Genomic DNA, 19,111 nt, shown 5'->3' on the forward strand with positions numbered 1-19,111 from the left:
GGCGACTAGCCCTTGCCGAAGTGCACCGCCGGGAAGGCGCCCGCCGCCCTGAGGGCTTCGGTGAAGCCACCGGCCAGCTCGGTGAGGCGCGCGGTGGCGGCCGGGCCGAGGTGGTCGTACGGGGCGGTGTCGAGGCGGTCGGTGAGCGCCTCGGCGTCACCGCGCAGGGCCGCGCCCGACTCCGTGAGATCCCCCGCCTCGTCCAGCAGTCCGCGCTCGCGCAACCGGTCCCGGGCGGCGGCCCACTGCTCGGCGGACCACCCGCGGGTCCGCATGAACGTCGCCGACGTCGGCGCGGTGCCGGTGGCGTTGTGCAGGACCAGCGCCTCGATCCCGGACAGCCCCGCGATGGCCAGGGCGAAGAGGTGACCGTCGCCCCGGTGCTCGCGCAGCAGCGTCGCGGCGTACCACAGGGCCAGATGCGGTTCCTCGGGCACCGGGAGCCCCGCGTTCGCGGCGTACAGCGGCCGCGCCTCCCGGTGGCACGCCTCGGTGGCGCGCAGCGCCAGCTCGGCGGCCTCGGCCATCTCCTTCGACGTCAGGGCCGTCTCCCCGAGCAGCCGCCGCAGCACCTTGTTCGCGCCGCGCAGCCGCGCCGCGAGCACCGCCTCCGGCGTGGCGATGGCCCACGCGGCGGGGATGAACCGCTCCACATGCTCGTGGTTGAAGTTGTAGAACGTCGCCGAGACGGTGCCCGCGCCGACCGCCCCGAGCGGGGCCGCGCGGTCCGCGAAGTAGGCCATGGCCCCGCGCTCCAGCCCGAGCGCCGCGAACTCGTCCTGCCGCTCGGGCGCGAAGTACACGCATGAGTGCAGGGGATTGACGACGCTGTGGCAGCGGCGGCCCGCGCTCGGCTCGAATGTGGTCAGGTCGGCGAGGCGCATCAGGCTTCCTTCGCGGGGTCGTGGTGGGTGCGGCCGGTCAGTACGGCCGCGGTCATGGTGAGGTGCTGGACCAGTACCTCGGCCGCCGTGTCGGCGTCGCGGGCCAGCGCCGCCTCCTCCAGCAGGCGGTGCTCACGGACGCCGTCCCGGCCTGGGTTGCGGTGTGCCGACCAGCGGCGGGCCAGCTCGCTCGCGGTCCACATCCGGTCGAAGGTCTCCAGCAGGACGGGGTTGCCGCAGCCCTCCAGCAGTGCGCGGTGGAAGACCCGGTGGGCCTCGGCCCATGCGGCGCTGTAGTACTCGCCCTCCCCCGGTACGTACGCCTGGGTCCGGGTCAGCCGGTGGTGGGCGGCGCGTACGCGGGACTCCCAGTCGACGTCGCCGCGCTCGATGGACATGCGCAGCACGACCGGTTCGATGGTCCGGCGGGCCTCCGCGATCTCCTGCCAGCGGCGGTCGGAGTGGGCAGGGACGGCGAAGCCTCGGTTGTGCAGCCGGTCCGCGAGGCCCTCGCCGACCAGCCGTACGAGCGCCTCGCGCACGACGGCCAGGCTCACGCCCCGTTCCTTGGCGAGGTCCTGCGGTTTGAGGGCGTCACCGGGGGCGTGGTCCCCACGCATGATCGCGTCCCGCAGGTGTGCGTAGACCTGCTCGGAGAGCATCTGCTTCCCCGAGGAGGTCGACGTGTGGGTCGTCTGAGCCATGCCGCCATCATAGATGATCCAGACGATAATCGATTATCTTTGAATGATCGATGTGGGCCACCGTCGAACACAGGAGCTGTCTATCCGCCGTCCGTCCCGAGTTGAACAATCGTGGCGTTGGCTTCCGCGTCAAGGAGGACGGAATGAACGCACGTTTCACACGCTTCGCGCTCGTTGCCGGGACCGTTGTGGTGACCACGCTGGGCCCCTCCGTACAGGCCCAGGCGCTGCCCGCCTGCGCGAGCAACGCGATCTGCCTGTGGCGGTTCCAGGACGGTACGGGCGAGCTCTACACCTGGCGGGGCGGCTATGTGGACCTGCCCAGCCGGTTCACGGACCACGTGGGTTCCTTCCGGGCCAACAGGACCGGTGCCTTCATCGACTGGGCCTCGGGCAAGGAGTGCCACTCGGTCCGCAAGGGCGACTACGCCAGCAACTACAGCGGCCGGTTCGGCTCGAAGATCGACGCGGTGGGCGACAACTGCTGACCCACCCGTCTCTGGACGCCAGCTTGTGCAGGTGGTGAGTGCTCTCCTCCGCCTCCCTCGCGCGCGTCCCCGCTGCCGTGGCCCGGTCGGCGCGCGGGGGAGGTCGGTAGCATCGCGGTGAACCGACAGCGGCCAGCCCCCCGTGAAGGAGCGCCGACGTGCGACTCAGCCCGCGCACCGTGCAGGAGATCGATTCGCCGATGGGCGCGACGTATGCCCTGCTGGCGGGCCGCAGCGGCGAGCGGCCGCTGCTCGATCTGGCCCAGGCCGCGCCGAGCTACCCGCCCGCGCCCGAGCTGATCGAGCACGTCGCCAAGGTCGCGCACGAGCCGAACGGCGCCGCCTATGTGCCGAGCCCCGGACTGCCCCGGCTGCGGGATGCCTTCGCCGCCGACCTCAGCCGCGGCTACCAGAGCCCGGTGGGGGCTGACCAGATGGTCGTCACCGCTGGTTGCAACCAGGCGTTCTGCCTGGTCGCGCAGGCGCTCACCGAGCCGGGCGACGAGGTCATCGAAGTCCTGCCGTACTACTTCAACTACGACATGTGGCTGCGCATGAACGGCGTCGTGCCGCGCTACCTGGAGCCCGGGCCCGATCTCGTGCCCGACCCGGAAGCGGCCGAAGCGCTCATCACCCCGCGTACCAGGGCGATCGTGCTGGTCACCCCGGGCAACCCGAGCGGTGTCACCATTCCGCCGGATGTGCTCGCGGACTTCTACGCGGTGGCGAAGCGGCACGATATCGCGCTGATCGTGGACGAGACCTACCGCTCGTTCCGCGACACCGTGCGACCGGCGCACGACCTGTTCGCCGACCCGGACTGGGCGCGGACCCTGGTGAGCCTGCACAGCTTCTCCAAGGACCTCGCGATTCCCGGCTACCGGGTGGGCGCCGGTGGTCGCCTCGCCCGAGCTGAACCGCGAGGTGATGAAGTTGCTCGACTGCGTGGCGATCTGCCCTCCGCGCGTCGGGCAGGAGGCCGCCTGGGCCGGGCTGACCTCGGCCCAGGAGTGGCGGCGTGCGCGTGCGAACGAGGCCACGGAGAAGCGGCGTTGGCTGGAGACCGTGCTGGCCGAGCTGCCGGGCGGTTTCGAGCTGCTGAGCTGCGGAGGGTTCTTCGGCTGGGTCCGCCACCCGTTCGCCGACCGCGGCACCGACGACGTCGTGCGCGACCTCATCACCCGCTACGACACGCTCGTCATTCCGGGCACCGCCTTCCTGCCCGACGACCGCCAGGTCTTCCGGGTCAGCTTCGGCAACGTGGACCGGGCCGGGCTCACCGAGTTCGCCGGGCGGCTTGAGCTGATGGCCAAGGATGTCCTTGGCCGACCCTGCGGGCCGCGGCCGGCCTGACGCTTGACCTTGCCCGAAGGTCAAGGTCGAGGGTGCCGGTGGCGACCGGGCTCCCGAGCCGAGGGTGCTCGGCTGCGGCCGAACCGGGAGGAACCCGCAGTGGATGACGACGCTCTTCTGACCGAGCAGATGGCCTACTACAGGGCGGGGGCGGCGGAATACGACCGGCCCTACGCGGAGCGCGAAGACCTGCGGGAGTTGCTGGCTGCCGTCGATGACCTCCCGATTGCCGGGGATGTGCTGGAGCTGGCGTGCGGGACGGGGCAGTGGACCTCGTTGCTCGCCACGCGGGCGCGTTCGGTGACGGCCGTCGACGCGGCGGCTGAAGCGCTGGCCCTCGCTCGTGCGCGTACCGCGCCCGCCACCGTCCGGTTCGTTGAGGCCGACCTGTTCGAGTGGCAGCCGTCGCGCTGCTACGACACGGTGTTCTTCGCCTTCTGGCTCTCCCACGTGCCACCGGCGCGGTTGCCCGGCTTCTGGAACAGCGTCGCCTCCGCACTCGCACCGGGTGGCAGAGCGGTCTTCATCGATGACGGTCCCGCCGCGGCCGCCGAGGAGACCGTGCTCTCCGGCCAGCCGGTCCCGGTGGCCCTGCGCCGACTCGACGACGGCAGCCGGTACCGCATCGTGAAGGTGTTCCACGCCCCCTCCTCACTCGCCGCCGACCTCACGGCGCTGGGCTGGTCGGCCCATATCCGGCTGGTGGCCGGGAAGTTCATCGGCGTCGCGGAACCACCGGCCGCCTGTGCCTGAGAACCGGTCCGGCTCCGGCGAGGATCAGATGAGCGTCGGTCGACACCACCGCCGGCGCGAGTGCGGCGGCCGCTGCCAGGACCAGTCGGCGTGCGTGGTCCCGCATACGCCGGGAGGCGGTGGCCACGGTGAGGGGGAGCGGTGAACGTGAGGAGCGCATGGGTGGTCATCGGCCCTTCGTGATGGATGCGGCACCCGCCGTCTCATCTCGCGTTTCGCCGGCAGCATCGCCCCGCCCGCGTCCTCCACCGCCCTCAGGCGGCTGACGGCCCGTGAGCACGAGGTCCTGATGCTCGTGGCACAAGCGCACAGCAACACGGAGATCGCGCAATTACATGGAGGCCGGGGAGGGGGAAACCCTTAGGGCCCCTGGTCTCAGGCCACGTGCAGCAGGGCACTGGTCGGGCCACCAACCGGGTAACCCCCGCCCCGCGGGTCATGCAGCCACTCCCGGCCTGCACCGCGGACGGGAGCGGGAGGGGAGCGGGCGGGCCCAGCACATGTCGAGTCCCGCTGGGAGGGTGGGCCGCGAGGCCGTGCTACGCCTTGTGCGTGACGCACACCGGAGCGGCCGCGTCGGAGCCGCCTCGTCCGGCGGCGGGCCTGTTCCATCGGACCATGGCAACCACACCACCGGCCCCGCGCACCCGCTTCACGGAACTCGTCGGCTGCACGGTGCCCGTCCAGCAGGCCGGGATGGGCTGGGTGAGTGGCGTGGACCTCGCGGCCGCGGTCTCCGAGGCCGGCGGCCTCGGCATGGTCGCCTTCCCGATGGCGACACCGGAAGCCCTCACCGGGCTGCTGGAGGACGTACGGCGGCGAACCACCCGTCCGGTCGGGATCAATTTCATCCTCCCCGTCCTCCAGGACCAGGCGTGCATCGACATCGCCGCGGAGCGGATGTCCGTCGTCGAGTTCTTCTGGGCGGCCCCCTCCCCTCGGCTGGTCGCTCGGGGCAAGGCGGGCGGGGCGCTCGCCGCGTGGCAGGTCGGCTCGGTGGCGGAGGCACGGGAGGCGGCCGACGCGGGATGCGACTTCGTCGTCGTCCAGGGAGCGGAGGCGGGCGGCCACGTCCGCGGATCCCGGGCCATGCTGCCGCTGCTCTGTGAAGTGGTGGAGCACGTCGACATCCCGGTCGTCGCGGCAGGCGGCATCGCCACGGCGAGATCCGTGGCGGCGGTCCTCGCGGCCGGGGCCGATGCCGCTCGTATCGGGACCCGGTTCGTCGCCACTACGGAAGCCGACGCGCACCCGGAGTATCAGCAGGCCCTGATCCGGGCCGACGCCGCCGACACCGTGCTCACCACGCAGTTCTCGGCCATGTGGCCCGACGCACCGCACCGGGTCCTCTCGGCCTGCGTCGACCGCGCGCGCGGCCTCGACACGGACGTGGCGGGCGAGATCGTGTTGGCCGGTGCCACCGTGCCCGTCCCGGCATCCAGTCCGTTCTGCCCGACCCGGACCACGACCGGGCAGGTGGACGCGATGCCGCTCTACGCGGGCGAGTCGGTCGGCGCCGTGACCAGGATCGAACCGGCCGCGGACTGATCCGCGAACTCGCCACCGGCGCGGTGGCACGCCTGCGCGGGGCGCTCTCCGGCCAGGATTCCGACTGACGACAGGGGCTTAGGTCTCCGGCCCCGTTCAACGACCACCAAGGTCATCCGGAAGCCCGATGCAGCCTTCCCGGGGCGGAGCCATCATGCCAGTGGAGACCTGCCGAAAGGAGCACATCATGTCCTACCCGGAAGACCTCGAGTACCCGGAGCCCCGCTACCACGGCGACAGGGGCGAAGTGAACGCGACCTTCCGCCCGGCCGGCACCCCGCCGGACCTCTCCTCACCCGGCGGCTCGACCCACTACCTCGCCACCAGCGAGTCGACCGGCGGCGAATTCGGCCTGTACAAGCTGGAGATGGGTCCACGGTCCGGCGGACCCAAGACCCATTTCCACAAGGCCATCTCCGAGTCCTTCTACATCCTCTCGGGCAAGCTGGAGCTCTACAACGGCGAGAAGTGGATCACGGGCCGCGAGGGCGATTTCCTGTACGTACCGGTCGGTGGCCTGCACGCGTTCAAGAACGTGGCGGACGAGCCCGTGTCCATGCTCCTGCTGTTCGCCCCGGGCGCCCCGCGCGAGGAGTACTTCGAGAGGGTCGCGGAGATGACCCAGCGTGGCGGCGAGGAACTCAAGCGGTTTCGCATCCGGCACGACAGCTACTTCGTGGAGGACTTCGAACCCGGGACGGAGTAGTCCGGGGGTCCGGGACACCGCCACCGGCCTGCTCGGCGTCCGGCTCGCCGCTCTCGGAGACGTGCCTCAGCCCCCTCGGCGGTGCGGTCGATGTGCCGGGCCAGGAGATCGGCGGCATGGTCGGCGTTCCGGTCGACCGCGGCCGTGGTCGAGGCCGCCCTCGCGGCAGTTCCGGCAGCCGACGGGGCCTCCTCACACTCATTCGGCCCACCCCGGGGTGCCGTCAAGAGTTGGCACGCGCGGATGCCGGCACCCCGCGTATGTCTCCAATTCTGAAGTGGGGCGAGCGATACTTCCGCGAGGTCGCGGCCATGCGACGGGCTTACGTTCAACTGGTGAACTCGGCGCGGCTCTTGACCGGCAAGGGCAGGGTCCAAGACAGTCGTTCTGTGTGAGCGCTCTCTCGACCCGATGGCGCTCGCGCTGTCCCTGTGCCCGAGTCCCCGTAGTCCAGCCTCCACCACACCCCACGCCAGGAGCGGGCTACGGGGGCTCGCACACCCCGTGACCGACGTTCCTTCGGACGAAAGCAGCCCCCCACATGTTCAGGATCACCTCCCGTACGACGGCGGAGGCCAAGCCCCGCCGCCGACGACGCGTACTGGCCTTCGTGGCCGCCCTGTCGCTTCCGCTGACCGGACTGCTGGCTCTGACCGTGTCCTCCAACACCGCCGCCGCCGGCGAACCCGCCGCCGCGGCCGAGTGGACCACCGTCTTCCAGGACGACTTCGACGGCGCGGCGGGCACCGGCCTGAACAAGAACGACTGGCTGTACGACATCGGCACCGGCTACCCGGGCGGCGCCCCGAACTGGGGCACCGGGGAGGTCGAGTCGGTCACGGACTCGACCGAGAACGTCTACCACGACGGCGAGGGTCACATGGTGATCAAGCCGATCCGCGACGGTTCCGGGAAGTGGACGTCCGGCCGGGTGGAGACCCAGCGCACCGACTTCGAGGCCCCGGCCGGTGGGCAGTTGGAGATCAGTGCTTCCCTCAAGCAGCCCAACCCGGAGAAGGCCCTCGGAATCTGGCCCGCCTTCTGGGCCATGGGCGCCGACGCCCGTCCGACCGGCGCCACCAACTGGCCGAGCATCGGCGAGCTGGACATCATGGAGAACGTCAACGGGCTGAGCAAGCACTCGAACACCTTCCACTGCGGGGAGTGGGCCGGTGAGTGCCACGACCCGGACGGGATCACCAGCGATCTGCTGCCGTGCGACGGCTGCCAGACCGACTACCACACGTACTCCGTGATCGTGGATCGCACCGACACCTCCGCCGAGCAACTGCGCTTCTACCGCGACGGCAAGGAAACCTTCACGGTGAAGCAGAACCAGGTGTCCGCCGAGACCTGGAAGAAGGCGGTCGACCACGGGTTCTTCGCCATCTTCAATGTCGCGGTCGGCGGCTCCTACCCGAACAAGGTCTGCGGCTGCACCTCGCCGGCGGCGGACACCACCTCCGGTGAGGGGATGAGCGTGGACTCGTTCTCCGTCAAGGTGAGCCAGTAACGACGACACGGCTCCCCGTACGTCGGGCTCCACGATCCGGTTGTGGTCGTGGAGCCCGACGTTGTCGGTCTGTCCTAGCCCTCGTAGCTCCGGATCGCGGCAACCTTCTCCGCCGACGGAGAGGTCTCGTCGAAGCTCTGCGCCAGCCAGTCGTCGGTGAGCGAACGGGCGAGTTCCAGCCCGATGACGCGCTGGCCGAAGCAGAGCACCTGGGCGTTGTTGCTGAGGACCGAGCGGCGCACGGAGTAGCTGTCGTGGGCGGTGACCGCGCGGATGCCGGGGACCTTGTTGGCGCTGATGGCCACGCCGAGGCCGGTGCCGCACACCAGGAGGGCGCGGTCTGCGGTGCCCTCGGCGACGCGGCGGGCCGCTTCCACCGCGACATGCGGGTAGGCGGTGTGCTCGTCGCTGCCCACGCCGACGTCGATGACCTCGGCGACCCGGGGGTCGGCCAGCAGATCCCGCTTGAGGACTTCCTTGTAGTCGTAGCCGGCGTCGTCACAGCCGACGACGATCCGGAACGCGTTCGCGGTGGTCATACGGGATCGCTTCCTGTCGTCGTGTGGAGGGTGGCCACCGCGGTCAGTACCGCGGCGAGTGAGGTGGCTCCGGGGTCGGGGGTGCCCACGCTGCGCTCGGCGAGGGGGCGGGCGCGGCCGAGGCGGGGGCGCAGGGCGGCGGTGTCCTCGGCGGCCGTACGGGCTTCGGCCACGGCGGACGCGTACGCCTCGGCCACCGGGTCTCCGGTCCGCAGCCGCGCCGCGAAGGCGGTGGCGAACGGCGCGAGAGCGTCGACCAGGGTTTTGTCGCCCACCTCGGCCCCGCCGAGCGAGGTGACGGCGGTGAGCGCGGCCGTGGCGGCGGACGCCAACTCCTCGCGTCCCGGCGCCCGGTCGGCCGGCAGTGCGGCGCCGATGGCGCGCAGCGCCACGCCCCACAGCGCACCCGAGGTGCCTCCGGCCTCCGCCGCCCAGGCATCTCCGGCGGCGGCGAGCACCGCCGCCGGGGCGAGCCGTTCGGCGTGTGCCTTCTCGGCGGCCACCAGTGCCGCGTCGACGCCCTTGCACATGCCACGGCCGTGATCGCCGTCGCCCGCCACTGCGTCCAGCCTGCCCAGGGCCTCCGCGTCCCGGTGCAGTACGTCGTGGGCGGCGCGCAGTGCGTGGACGGACAGCTCCGCGACCTCGACCGCCGCGCCGGATGCCGTGGCGGCGGACCGCTCGGGGCGGCGCGGGGCGGCGGCGGGCCGTGCGGCGGCGGCGTCCACCGGGACTTCCTGCGGTGTCCCCCGGCGGAAGGCCGGGGTGTCGGCCGGTGCGCGCCACAGGCGTTCCAGCTCGTCGTCCAGCCAGCTCAGAGTGAGGGAGCAACCGGCCATGTCGAGACTGGTGACGAGTTCGCCGACCTCGGGGCGTACGGGTGTGAGCCCCGCCTCGTCCAGCAGCCGGGCCACGGCGCCCCACAGCACGTACAGCTCCTCGTACTTCGTGGCGCCGAGGCCGTTGAGGACGACCGCGACCCGGCCCTCGCCGTCCGTGTCCGCAGGCCGGTCCGCCAGCAGCCCCGTCACCAGGGCGCGGGCCAGGTCCTCGGCGGTGCCCAGGGTGTCCTCACTCACCCCCGGTTCGCCGTGGATGCCGAGACCGAGGCCCAGGCGGCCCTCGGGAACGGTGAACAGGGGCGCGTCGGAGCCCGGCAGGGTGCAGCCGTCGAAAGCCACTCCGAGCGTGCGGGTACGGGCGTTGGTGTGCTCGGCCACGCGGACGACCTCGTCCAGCGGCGCGCCTTCCTCGGCCGCCGCCGACGCGGTCTTGAAGACGACGAAGCCGCCCGCGATGCCCCGCCGCCGCGCCGTCTGGTCGGCGGGGGCGGAGGCGATGTCATCGGTGACGGCGAAGCAGCGGGCGGGAGTGCCGTCGTCCGCCAACTGCCGTGCCGCGAGGCCGAAGTTCATCACGTCTCCGGCGTAGTTGCCGAAGAGGAAGAGGACACCGCCGCCCGCCTCCGCCGCCTCGGCGACCGAGCGGGCGCGGGCGGCCGACGGGGAGGTGAACACATCGCCGATGACCGAACCGTCGGCGAATCCGGGGCCGACGACACCGCAGAAGGCCGGGTAGTGGCCGGAGCCGCCGCCGGTGAGGACGGCCACCTTCCCCGTACGGGTGGGGCGGGCGCGCACCACACCGCCGGGCACGGCCCGTACGTGTTCCGGATGGGCGGCGGCGAACCCGGTGATCATGTCGTCGGTGAACCGGGCGGGGTCGTTGAAGAGCCTGGTCATCGGGTGCTCCAGCCTTCGCGTGCGATGTCGAGGGCCTGGCGGTAGGCGGTGTAGCCCTCGGCGTAGTGGTCGATCAGCCCGCGCTCGGCGGTCACGGTACGCAGGCGGGCGCGCCAGGCGACGGGGTCGACCGGCGTGCCCAGGGAGCGCCAGGCGACGTGGGCCGCACCGCGGATGCCCACGGCGTCGTCGCAGACGTCCAGGTCACCGCCGAGGACACCGGCGAAGATGCGCGCCCACTCGCCGGAGCGCGCGCCGCCGCCGCAGGCGGTGACGGTGCGGGTGACGCCGAGGGTTTCCATGCAGTGCCGGGCCGAGTAGGCGACGGCCTCGCACAGCGCCCGTACCAGGTCGGCGCGGCCGGCCAGCGGGGAGAGACCGTCCAAGCGGCCACGGGCCCGCGGGTCGACGAATGGTGCGCGCTCGCCGCTGGCGGACAGGAACGGCAGCGCGGTGACGCCCGAGGCGCCGGGCGGGGACTGGACGAGCAGCGCGTCCAGCGCCTCGATCTTGACGTCGAGAAGTTTCAGCAGCCAGTCCAGGCCCGCGGTGCCGATCATGGCGGGCATGACCCGCAGATAGCGGCCCTCGTACGGGGTCGCCAGCAGCATCCCGGCCGGGTCCTCGGCGATGGCCGGGCGCGGCTCGGTGTCGAGGACCTGGGCGGCGAGGGTGGTGCCGATGATGAGGTTGCCCTCGCCCGGTTCGGCCACTCCCGAGCCGAAGGCGCAGGCCGGAATGTCGAACGGACCGGCCGAGACCGGCAGCCCGGCGGGCAGGCCCAGCCGCCGGGCGGCGTCGGGCAGCAGCCGGTGCAGGGTGCCGGGCGGCGCCGGATCCGGCAGCAGCCGGCGGTGTGCGGACAGTCCGCACAGCTCGAGCGCGGTCTCGTCGTAGGTGCGGGTGGCGACGTCGAGGAACGGCTGCGAGGCGTCGGAGACATCGACGGTCACGGCACCGGTCAGCCGCTGCACGACGGCGTCCACGCAGTATCCGGCGACGTGGGCCGCCCCCAGCCGCTCCGGCTCGTGTTCGGCCAGATGCGCCAGCAGGGGTGCCGCGGAGCCGGGGAAGAGGCCGACGCCGGTGCGCCGGTGCAGGGCGTGCAGGGTGCCGTCGGCGGTCCACCGGTCGAGCCGGTCCGCGGCCCGGCCGTCCATCCAGGACAGCGCGCGGCCGACGGGGGCGCCGGTGGCGTCGCGCAGCCACAGGCCGTCGCCCTGCCCGGTGAGGGCCAGGGCCTCGGCCGGTTCCTCGCCCAGTTGCGCGGCGTCGGCGAGTGCCGCCCGTACGACGGTCTCCACGGTGCCCACGACATCGTCCAGGTCCTGCTCGACGCGGTGTCCGGGCAGGGTGTAGACGGTGCTGCGGGCCTCGTGGGCGGGGGTGGTCCGGCCGTCGCGGGAGATGAGCTGGGCCTTGGTGACCGAGGTGCCGATGTCGACTCCGACGATCATGGCCGGCCCCCGGTCAGCACCTCCGGATTGGCCACGTGCCGCAGCGGTTCACCGCGCAGGAAGCGGGCGGCCTCGGCGGCGGTGATCAGGGCGGCCCGGTCGGCGGTCTGCCGGGTGGATCCCGCCAGATGAGGCGTGGTGATGACATGGGGGGCCTTGTGCAGCGGCCAGTCGGCCGGGGGCGGCTCGATGTCGTAGACGTCCAGGGCGAGTGCGCCGAGCCGGCCGGACTCCAGCAGGCCGGGCAGCGGGGCGTAGTCGAGCAGCTCGCCGCGGGCCGAGTTGACGAGGACGGCGCCCTCGGGCAGGAGCGCGAGGTTGCCGGCGTTCAGCAGATGCCGGGTCTCGGGGGTGACGCGGGCGTGCAGGCTCACGACGGAGCTGCGCCGCAGCAGGTCGTCCAGGGTGGTGAGCTCGACACCGTCGGCCTGTGCCCGGGCCGGATCCGTGTACGGATCGGAGACGAGGACGTGTGCGCCGAAGGCGCGCAGCACCCGGGCCACGATGGAGCCGATGGCTCCGTACCCGACGAGGCCGACGGTGGCGCCGTCGAGCTCCAGCCCCGCGTTCTCGTAGGCGTAGTAGTCCCCGCGCCACGTGCCCTCCTTGAGGGCCGCGTCGGCGAAGGTGAGGTGGCGCATGGCGGCGAGGATCAGGCCGATGGTGAATTCGGCGGCAGCGGCGGCGTTGCGGCCCGGCGTGAAGGTGACGGGTATCCCGGCGGCGGTGGCGGCGGCCAGGTCCACGTTGACCGGGCCGCCACGGGCCACGCCGATGAACTTCAGATGGGGCGACTCGCGGATGACACGGGAGGTGAACGGAGCCATCTGGGTCAGGGCGACACTCGCGTCACCGAGCGCCTCCAGCACCTGTTCCTCGGTGCCGCTGGCCTCCTTCACACCCCCGTTCCCCTGCCCGTCGGCGCCCACCGGGCCGAAGGGTTCGTTCGGCCAGCGGGTGCGCAGCGTGCGGAAGCTCAGCCCGGCGGAGGGCAGGCTCTCGCTCAGAGCGTCGGCGAAGAGTTCGGGGGCGATGAAGTCGTCGCCGGATGCCAGGACCGCGGTCATGTCGGGTCACTCCCCTCGGGTGTCGAGCCTGCTGAGCAGGAAGTCACGTACGGCATGGTGGTCCGCAGAACGGTAGGCGGCGGCCGCGAGGGCGTCGTCGGCGGGTGGGTACTGCGGATTGGGGATGGCCACCACCGTCATCCCGGCGGCCGCGGCGGCGCGCAGTCCGTTGCTGGAATCCTCCACCGCCAGACAGCGCTCCGGGGCCACGCCGAGGGCGCGGGCGGCGGCCAGATAGACGTCCGGGCTCGGCTTGCCGCGCTCCACCTCGGCGCTGGAGACGGTCGCCTTGAAGTGGTGGTCGACACCATGGTGGACGAGGACGGCGTCGATGACCCGGCGCGGCGCGGAGGAGGCGAGCGCGACGGGTGCGAGCTCGGCGGTGGCGGAGATCATCTCGCGTGCTCCGGGCAGCAGGCCGATGCGGCCGTCGGCCAGCGCCTGGACCATGCCGTCGACCACGACCTCCTCGGTGCTTGCCGCGGAGTCACCCGCCCCGCAGAACCGGGTGAGGTAGGCGGCCCACTCGGGGGCGCTCATCCCCTGGACGTCCCGCGTTTGATCCGGGCCCCACGCGCGGCCGCGTTCGGCGGCGTACGCGGCCCACAGCTCTTCCCACAGATGCTCGCTCTCCACCAGTACGCCGTCCATGTCGAAGACCACTGCGTCGGCCATGCGTACCCCTGATCTCCTGGCTGATGATTTCCGGCTGTGCCGGAGCACCGTGCGGTGTCCGTGGCACCGGGAGGTGTCCGTCGCACCCGGCGGTGTCCGTCGCACCGGGCGGTGCCCGTTGCACCCGGCGGTGTCCGGCACAGCGAAATTAACATCGGCTGCGTGAGTTGTCACTGGTTCTATGTGAGAAATGAACACGGCAGGATGGGGGCATGACTACTCCCCCGTCGTCGCGCGGCGCGCGGCAGCAGCGGCACCAAGTGATCGTCGACCACGTTCTGGCCCGCGGGGACGCCACCGTCGCCGAACTGGTCGAGCTGACCGGCGTCAGCCTGATGACGGTCCACCGGGACATCGCCGAGCTGGCGGACCGCGGCATTCTGCGCAAGTACCACGGCGGCGTCTCCGCGCAGCCCTCGATGGTCTTCGAGTCCAGTTCCGACTTCCGGCTGCACGCGCACGCCGACGAGAAGCGGGCACTGGCCCACGCCGCCCTGCCGTTCGTGGCCCCGGGGACGTCGGTGATGCTGGACGACTCGACCTCGGCGCTGGCTCTGGCCCGGCTGTTGCCCGAGGTGGGGCCGCTGACCGTGGTGACCAACTACCGTCTGATCACCGAGGAGTTGAGGGGCGCCGAGGGCATCCGGCTGATCTGCGTGGGCGGCGAGTACTCGCGCACCCATGACTCATGGATCGGCCTGCCGGCGATGGACATGATCGGTGGCATCTCCGTCGATCTGAGCGTGCTCTCCACCTCCGCGATGACCGCGGGCATGACGTTCCACCAGGAGCAGGAGATCGTCAGCATCAAGCGGGCCACCCGGCAGGCGGGCGCGAGAAGCGTGCTGCTCATGGACCACAGCAAGGTGGGCCGTCGCGCGCTGCACCAGCTCGAGGGCGTGGACTCCTTCGACCATGTTCTGCTGACCGGTCCGGTGGACGAGGAGCTGGTACGGGAGATGCGGGAGCTGACGGATGTGCGGGTCGTCGAGACGGAGTAGTTACCACTCGATCCCGTTATCTTTACCAAGACTCTTGATATTTCTCTCGGCGCGCTTGAGTATCTGCGGTCGTACTCCTTACATCACCGCAGAGTGGAGGTCGAGCGATGCCGAAACCCTTGATCCTGGGCTATCTGGGCGTACTCCTGTTCATGATCGGCGATGGTGTCGAAGCCGGATTCATCGCCCCGTACATGGCCGACCACGGCGCGGCGACGGACGTACGAGCCGGGTACGTCATCACGGTGTACGGCATCGCCGTCATGCTGGCGTCGTGGTTCTCCGGTGCGCTCTGCCAGGTGTGGGGGCCGCGCCGGGTGATGTGGACGGGCCTGGTGATCTGGGCCGTCTTCGACGCCGCGTACCTGCTCTTCGCGTTGGGCACCGAGAACTACCCGCTGATGTTGCTCTTCTACGGCCTCCGGGGGTTCGGCTACCCGCTCTTCGCGTTCGGTTTCCTCGTATGGATCACCAACACGGCGCCGAAGGCCCGGCTGGGCACCGCGGTGGGCTGGTTCTACTTCGCCTTCACCGGCGGCCTGCCCACCCTCGGCTCGCTGTGGTCGAGCCTGACGATCCCCTCGTTCGGCCGCTTGGGCACGCTGTGGTCGGCACTCGCCCTGATCCTCCTCGGCGGCGCCATCGCTCTGGTCGGCGCGCGCAGGAGGCCCGGCGGTGACCGGATGGCGCCGCCGGAGGTCACCACCGGCCAGAGCCTGCTCAACTCCGTCTCCATCATCTGGACCCATCCGCGCGTGCTGGTGGGCTGCCTGGTCCGGGTCATCAACACGGCCCCGGAGTTCGGCATGCTGGTGTACCTGCCGCGGATCTTCTCCGACGACGTCGGCTTCGGCGAGGACAAGTGGCTCCAGTTGCTGGCGATCATCTACGGCACCAACATCTTCTTCAACCTCATCTTCGGCGTCCTCTCCGACCGCATCGGCTGGCGCACGACCATCGCGGGCTTCGGCGCCCTGGGCTGCGCGATCAGCGTCACCACGCTGTACTTCGTGCCGACCTGGCTCGGCGCGGACTACTACTGGGTCGCGGTGCTCGCGGGCATGTTCTACGGCGCCACCCTCGCGGGATTCGTCCCCATCTCGGCGCTCATCCCGTCGATGGCGCCGGAGAACAAGGGCGGCTCGATGGCCCTGCTCAACCTGGGCGCGGGCGGCGCGGCCTTCGTCGGCCCGGCACTCGCCAGCCTCTTCTTCCCCCTCGTCGGCGCCGGCGGAGTCACCCTGATCTTCCTCGCCCTCTACCTGGTCGCCTTCGTGCTGACGCTCCTGCTGAAGCTGCCCGAGGAACGGGGTGACGAGCCCCCGGCCCTGGACACGACGACCGGCCGGCAGCCCCGTACGGACACGGCCTCGACCACCACGACTGCCTGAACCCCGCCGCGCCGGGTGGCACCCGCACCGGCCCGCCGCACCACGAGAGCGGCCGGGCCGGGCGGGTTGGGCAGAAACCCGTTGGCGGCACACAGCGACCACTGCTACTTTTCCGGAGGCCGTGCGAGAGAACGAGGAGGTGGTACCCGTGAACGCAGTATCGACATGGGTGCTCCCCTCCGGGGTCACGGTCGGGCGATAGGTCGTCCGGGAGCGCCGTTTGAGAGCCCTCCCGAAAGGCACGACCATGCGATTCACTTCCGAACAGCGTCTCGACGACGCCGTCCTCGAGCGCGAATTCTCCCTCGGCGAGATCCCCGGCATCCTGTGGACACCCGCATCCACATCCACATCCACATCCACACCGGTGCCGCTGATCCTGCTCGGCCACCCTCCCCTCGGGCTGCGCAAGATGTACCCCCGGCTGGTGGCCCGGGCCCGGCACTCCGCGGCGGAGGGCTTCGCCACGGCCACCATCGAGCTCCCCGGAAGCGGCGACCGGCCCCGTTGGCCCGCCGCCGAGCAGGCCCGCGCCGACCTGCGCCGGGCGATGGACGCCGGCGAGCCGGTCAGCGACGAGATCGTCGACGCCCTCGTCCTCCCGCTGGTCGAAAAGGCAGTTCCGGAATGGCAGGCCGCCCTGGACGCCCTCCTTTCACTGCCCGAGATCGGCGGCCCGGTCGGGTACTCGGGGGGAGTGATCTCCATCGGCATCCGGCTGTCGGTAGTCGAGCCGCGCATCGTGGCCGCCGCATTCTTCGCCGGGAGTTTCGTGCCTCGCGCCATGTTCGAGGAGTCCCGGCAGGTCACCATTCCCCTGCACGTCCTGCTGCAGTGGGACGACGAAGGGAACGACCGGCAGGCGGCCCTGGACCTGTTCGACGCCTTCAGCTCCAAGGAGAAGTCCCTGCACGCCAACATGGGCGGGCACACCGGCGTCCCGCAGTTCGCGGGAGACGTCGCGGCCCAGTTCTTCACCCGACATCTGAAGTGAGGCCGGGGCGTCAGACCGGCAGCAGACAGTAGCTGATGTCGACCGGCATGCCGCTCATCGAGAACAGGCCCCGGCCCTCTTCAATGAGCGGTGGCCGGCAGACGCACAACCGCCCCGATCGCGGCGGTACCGGCCATCGCCGGCACCGGCCGGTCGGGGCGGCGCGGCACCCCGTTCCCGCTCGCCCTCGCGCCGGACACCCCGACCGCCGGCATCGGCGAAGTCCCCGGAGGCTTCAGGCGCCTCCCCGCAGACCGCGCACTCCATCGCGTACGTCGTCGGCTCGGCGTCCGGCTCGCGGTCGGGCTGCAGGGTCCACGTCTCGTGCCGGATCACTGCGCACGTACTCATCCTCGTACCTCCCCGCCCAGCTCTGCCCATACCCGTTTCCCCACGGCAGCGGCTCGGTGCCCCAGTCCCTTGCCAGTGTCCCCACGAGTGCCAAGCCGCGCCCGTTCTCGTCTCCGATGTTCGGCTCCCTGCGCACAGGGCGCACCTTCGAGAAGTCCACGACGCCGATCCGCACCCGTGCCGCCCCGGGGCGGTCGATGACGACCCGGATGGTTTCTCTCCGCGCGTGCCGGACGGCGTCGGTCACCAACTCGGAGATGATCAGGGTTCCGTCCTCGGCCAAGTCGTCCAGGCCCCAGACGGATAAGGCGACGCGCACCAGGCGCCGGGCGGTGGCGGCGCTCTCGGGCTCGCGCGGCAGAGTCTCGCTGTACCCGGGACGCCCGGTCGGGCGGGCACGCGTTGTAGGTTGCGGCATGTCGGTCTGCTTCCTCGGATCGGCCAACCCCCGGGCTGGTCGCACGGCCGCCGGGGCGCTGTCGCCTTATGTAAGCGACATGCCGGGAAACGCCGACAGGGGCACAACGTCCCACTTTCAGCACGCTATTCGCTGACCCCCAGGAACTCCGCCAACGGCCGTAGCCCCGGCGGGTGGTTGGGGAGTGCCCACAGGTCGCGGACGATGGCCAGGGCCAAGGTGTGGTGCCGCATCCACGTCGGCGCCACCCGGCGCAGGGACTCCAGGGTCTTCACCGCCCCGGCCGCGTCGCCGATGTCCGTGTGGGCCCGGGCCACGTCCAGCAGCAGCCACGTCCGCCAGGACGGCGGGGTGTCCTTGCTCAGCCGTATCCCCTTGGCCAGTGCCAAGGCGTCCTTCGGGTGCCCGTACTGGACTGCGAGCCGGACGCGTTCGATGCGGACCGACGACGGGCTGAAGACGCTGACCATACGGTTGTCGCCGCCGTCGGGCAGCTTCGAGACCCGGGCGGCTTCCTTCTCCGCCGTCTCCATCATCGCCGCCGCGCGCTCATAGTCGCCGCTTCGCGCGGCCGACGTGGCGGCGCTCATGGTCAGCGCGCCCCACACCTTCAGGCCGTCGGCCGTGTCGGTACGGCCCGCGTTCAACATGTCGTCGGCGACACGGAGGGCAATGCTCAACGCGTCTTCCAGACGGCCTTGCCGCTGGTAGGTCCACGCCGTGGAGTTGACGATCATCGGCGGAAGCAGTGGATCGGAGGACTGGCCCGCAGCCTCTATCGCACGCTCCAGGCTGATGAGGGCGAGATCGGTCTTGCCCATGCGCACGGCGACGTGTCCGGCGAGCTGAAGCGCTTTGCCCAGCGCCGCGAAACCCGTCCTGCGGTCGTCGTCGTTGGCCGAGGCCGTAGCGGTGCGCGCGTCCGAGATCAAGTCCGGCAGGGCCTTCATCACCGTGTCGAACTCGGCGGAGTGGTACTGCGTCCAGCCGTCCGCGATCTGCTCGCGCAGACGGTCCGACGAGAAGCCAGGTCCTGGTGGCTCCGGCTCCGGTCCCCAGAGCGCGGGCATGATGGCGCGGCGCACCGCTACGAAGCGGGGTCCGTCGTTCTCGCCGGTGGAGGAGACGGCAGGCGGGTCGCCCAGAAGCGTGGTCAGCTCCACACCAAGACCGTTCGCCAACGCGTGCAACGTGGGGAGGCGTGCCGAGTGTTTCCGCCCCTGTTCGAGTTGACGGATCACATCGACGGACACGCCGGAGCGCTCGGCCAGCTCTTCTTGCGTCAGGGAGGCCGGACGGCGCAAGCGGCGCAGGGTCCGCCCGAGGTCTTCGTTTGCCACGCTGCCACGGTACGCGCCGCCGCGTTCGGGAAAGCGCCGCCGAGGGCGAGGGCTACGGCGGGCCGTTCGCGTACGGCGCCCGCGGGAGATCGCTCAGCCTCTGGCCGCCCCCTCTAGGCGGCATCCGCGTGGTTGCGCGATGATCCCGATGCGCCGGTTCGCCGGTGGGAGGGCTGAAGCTTCCGTC

Annotated in this window: 17 protein-coding genes and 2 pseudogenes; 10 read left to right on the top strand and 9 right to left on the bottom strand. The window is 71.3% G+C overall.

Annotation, left to right across the window (positions count from 1 at the left end):
* Window positions 1-5: 5 nt before the first annotated feature.
* Entirely contained in the window at window positions 6-869 is an 864-nt protein-coding gene (locus STRVI_RS28510) for an SCO6745 family protein (protein ID WP_043240078.1), read from the bottom strand.
* Window positions 870-883: 14 nt separating this feature from the next.
* Entirely contained in the window at window positions 884-1,588 is a 705-nt protein-coding gene (locus STRVI_RS28515; RefSeq protein WP_014059095.1) for a GntR family transcriptional regulator, read from the bottom strand.
* Between the two features lie 143 nt (window positions 1,589-1,731).
* Between STRVI_RS28515 and STRVI_RS28520 the strand changes: the two genes are divergently transcribed.
* The 7 genes and pseudogenes from STRVI_RS28520 (at window position 1,732) to STRVI_RS28545 (ending at window position 7,949) form a co-directional block, all read left to right on the top strand.
* A complete protein-coding gene (locus STRVI_RS28520; protein WP_014059096.1) occupies window positions 1,732-2,076 on the top strand; it encodes a peptidase inhibitor family I36 protein in 345 nt (114 codons plus the stop codon).
* A gap of 200 nt (window positions 2,077-2,276) precedes the next feature.
* Window positions 2,277-2,909, top strand: a pseudogene (locus STRVI_RS56100) (aminotransferase class I/II-fold pyridoxal phosphate-dependent enzyme); the annotation flags it as partial.
* 94 nt (window positions 2,910-3,003) lie between these two features.
* Window positions 3,004-3,429 (top strand): aminotransferase class I/II-fold pyridoxal phosphate-dependent enzyme, encoded by a 426-nt coding sequence (locus tag STRVI_RS56105; protein WP_353477082.1) that lies wholly within the window; start codon window positions 3,004-3,006, stop codon window positions 3,427-3,429.
* A 99-nt stretch (window positions 3,430-3,528) separates the two neighbouring features.
* Window positions 3,529-4,182 carry a class I SAM-dependent methyltransferase gene (locus STRVI_RS28530; RefSeq protein WP_014059097.1) on the top strand — a complete coding sequence of 218 codons (654 nt, stop codon included), beginning with the start codon at window positions 3,529-3,531 and terminating at the stop codon, window positions 4,180-4,182.
* A 618-nt stretch (window positions 4,183-4,800) separates the two neighbouring features.
* Window positions 4,801-5,730 (top strand): NAD(P)H-dependent flavin oxidoreductase, encoded by a 930-nt coding sequence (locus tag STRVI_RS28535; RefSeq protein ID WP_014059098.1) that lies wholly within the window; start codon window positions 4,801-4,803, stop codon window positions 5,728-5,730.
* Window positions 5,731-5,917: 187 nt separating this feature from the next.
* Window positions 5,918-6,436 carry a cupin domain-containing protein gene (locus tag STRVI_RS28540; protein ID WP_014059099.1) on the top strand — a complete coding sequence of 173 codons (519 nt, stop codon included), beginning with the start codon at window positions 5,918-5,920 and terminating at the stop codon, window positions 6,434-6,436.
* Between the two features lie 541 nt (window positions 6,437-6,977).
* Window positions 6,978-7,949 (top strand): glycoside hydrolase family 16 protein, encoded by a 972-nt coding sequence (locus STRVI_RS28545; RefSeq protein WP_014059100.1) that lies wholly within the window; start codon window positions 6,978-6,980, stop codon window positions 7,947-7,949.
* Window positions 7,950-8,023: 74 nt separating this feature from the next.
* On the opposite strand, the gene STRVI_RS28550 is transcribed toward STRVI_RS28545, so the two are convergent.
* Genes STRVI_RS28550 through STRVI_RS28570 form a run of 5 tightly spaced genes read right to left on the bottom strand, consistent with a single transcriptional unit; the run spans window position 8,024 to window position 13,429 of the window.
* Entirely contained in the window at window positions 8,024-8,488 is a 465-nt protein-coding gene (locus tag STRVI_RS28550; protein WP_014059101.1) for a ribose-5-phosphate isomerase, read from the bottom strand.
* Complete coding sequence (locus STRVI_RS28555) at window positions 8,485-10,230, bottom strand: dihydroxyacetone kinase family protein (protein WP_014059102.1); 1,746 nt, start codon at window positions 10,228-10,230, stop codon at window positions 8,485-8,487. The genes STRVI_RS28550 and STRVI_RS28555 overlap by 4 nt, the downstream gene beginning before the upstream one ends.
* Complete coding sequence (locus STRVI_RS28560; RefSeq protein WP_014059103.1) at window positions 10,227-11,687, bottom strand: FGGY-family carbohydrate kinase; 1,461 nt, start codon at window positions 11,685-11,687, stop codon at window positions 10,227-10,229. Before STRVI_RS28560 ends, STRVI_RS28555 begins: the two co-directional genes overlap by 4 nt.
* Window positions 11,684-12,754 (bottom strand): 2-hydroxyacid dehydrogenase, encoded by a 1,071-nt coding sequence (locus STRVI_RS28565; RefSeq protein ID WP_014059104.1) that lies wholly within the window; start codon window positions 12,752-12,754, stop codon window positions 11,684-11,686. Before STRVI_RS28565 ends, STRVI_RS28560 begins: the two co-directional genes overlap by 4 nt.
* 6 nt (window positions 12,755-12,760) lie before the next feature.
* Window positions 12,761-13,429 (bottom strand): HAD family hydrolase, encoded by a 669-nt coding sequence (locus tag STRVI_RS28570; RefSeq protein WP_014059105.1) that lies wholly within the window; start codon window positions 13,427-13,429, stop codon window positions 12,761-12,763.
* A 212-nt stretch (window positions 13,430-13,641) separates the two neighbouring features.
* Between STRVI_RS28570 and STRVI_RS28575 the strand changes: the two genes are divergently transcribed.
* The 3 genes from STRVI_RS28575 (at window position 13,642) to STRVI_RS28585 (ending at window position 16,815) form a co-directional block, all read left to right on the top strand.
* Window positions 13,642-14,430, top strand: coding sequence for a DeoR/GlpR family DNA-binding transcription regulator (locus STRVI_RS28575; protein ID WP_014059106.1), 789 nt, complete (start codon window positions 13,642-13,644; stop codon window positions 14,428-14,430).
* A 107-nt stretch (window positions 14,431-14,537) separates the two neighbouring features.
* Window positions 14,538-15,821: an MFS transporter gene (locus tag STRVI_RS28580; protein ID WP_014059107.1), complete on the top strand. Its 1,284-nt coding sequence runs from the start codon at window positions 14,538-14,540 to the stop codon at window positions 15,819-15,821.
* A gap of 247 nt (window positions 15,822-16,068) precedes the next feature.
* Window positions 16,069-16,815 (top strand): hypothetical protein, encoded by a 747-nt coding sequence (locus STRVI_RS28585; protein ID WP_014059108.1) that lies wholly within the window; start codon window positions 16,069-16,071, stop codon window positions 16,813-16,815.
* A gap of 347 nt (window positions 16,816-17,162) precedes the next feature.
* On the opposite strand, the pseudogene STRVI_RS28590 reads toward STRVI_RS28585, so the two are convergent.
* Both STRVI_RS28590 and STRVI_RS28595 read right to left on the bottom strand, forming a co-directional pair.
* Window positions 17,163-17,584 (bottom strand): annotated as a pseudogene (locus STRVI_RS28590) (ATP-binding protein).
* Between the two features lie 125 nt (window positions 17,585-17,709).
* Window positions 17,710-18,924: a helix-turn-helix domain-containing protein gene (locus STRVI_RS28595; protein ID WP_014059110.1), complete on the bottom strand. Its 1,215-nt coding sequence runs from the start codon at window positions 18,922-18,924 to the stop codon at window positions 17,710-17,712.
* Window positions 18,925-19,111 lie beyond the last annotated feature (187 nt).

Source organism: Streptomyces violaceusniger Tu 4113 (assembly GCF_000147815.2).
In the GTDB taxonomy this organism is placed as follows: domain Bacteria; phylum Actinomycetota; class Actinomycetes; order Streptomycetales; family Streptomycetaceae; genus Streptomyces; species Streptomyces violaceusniger_A.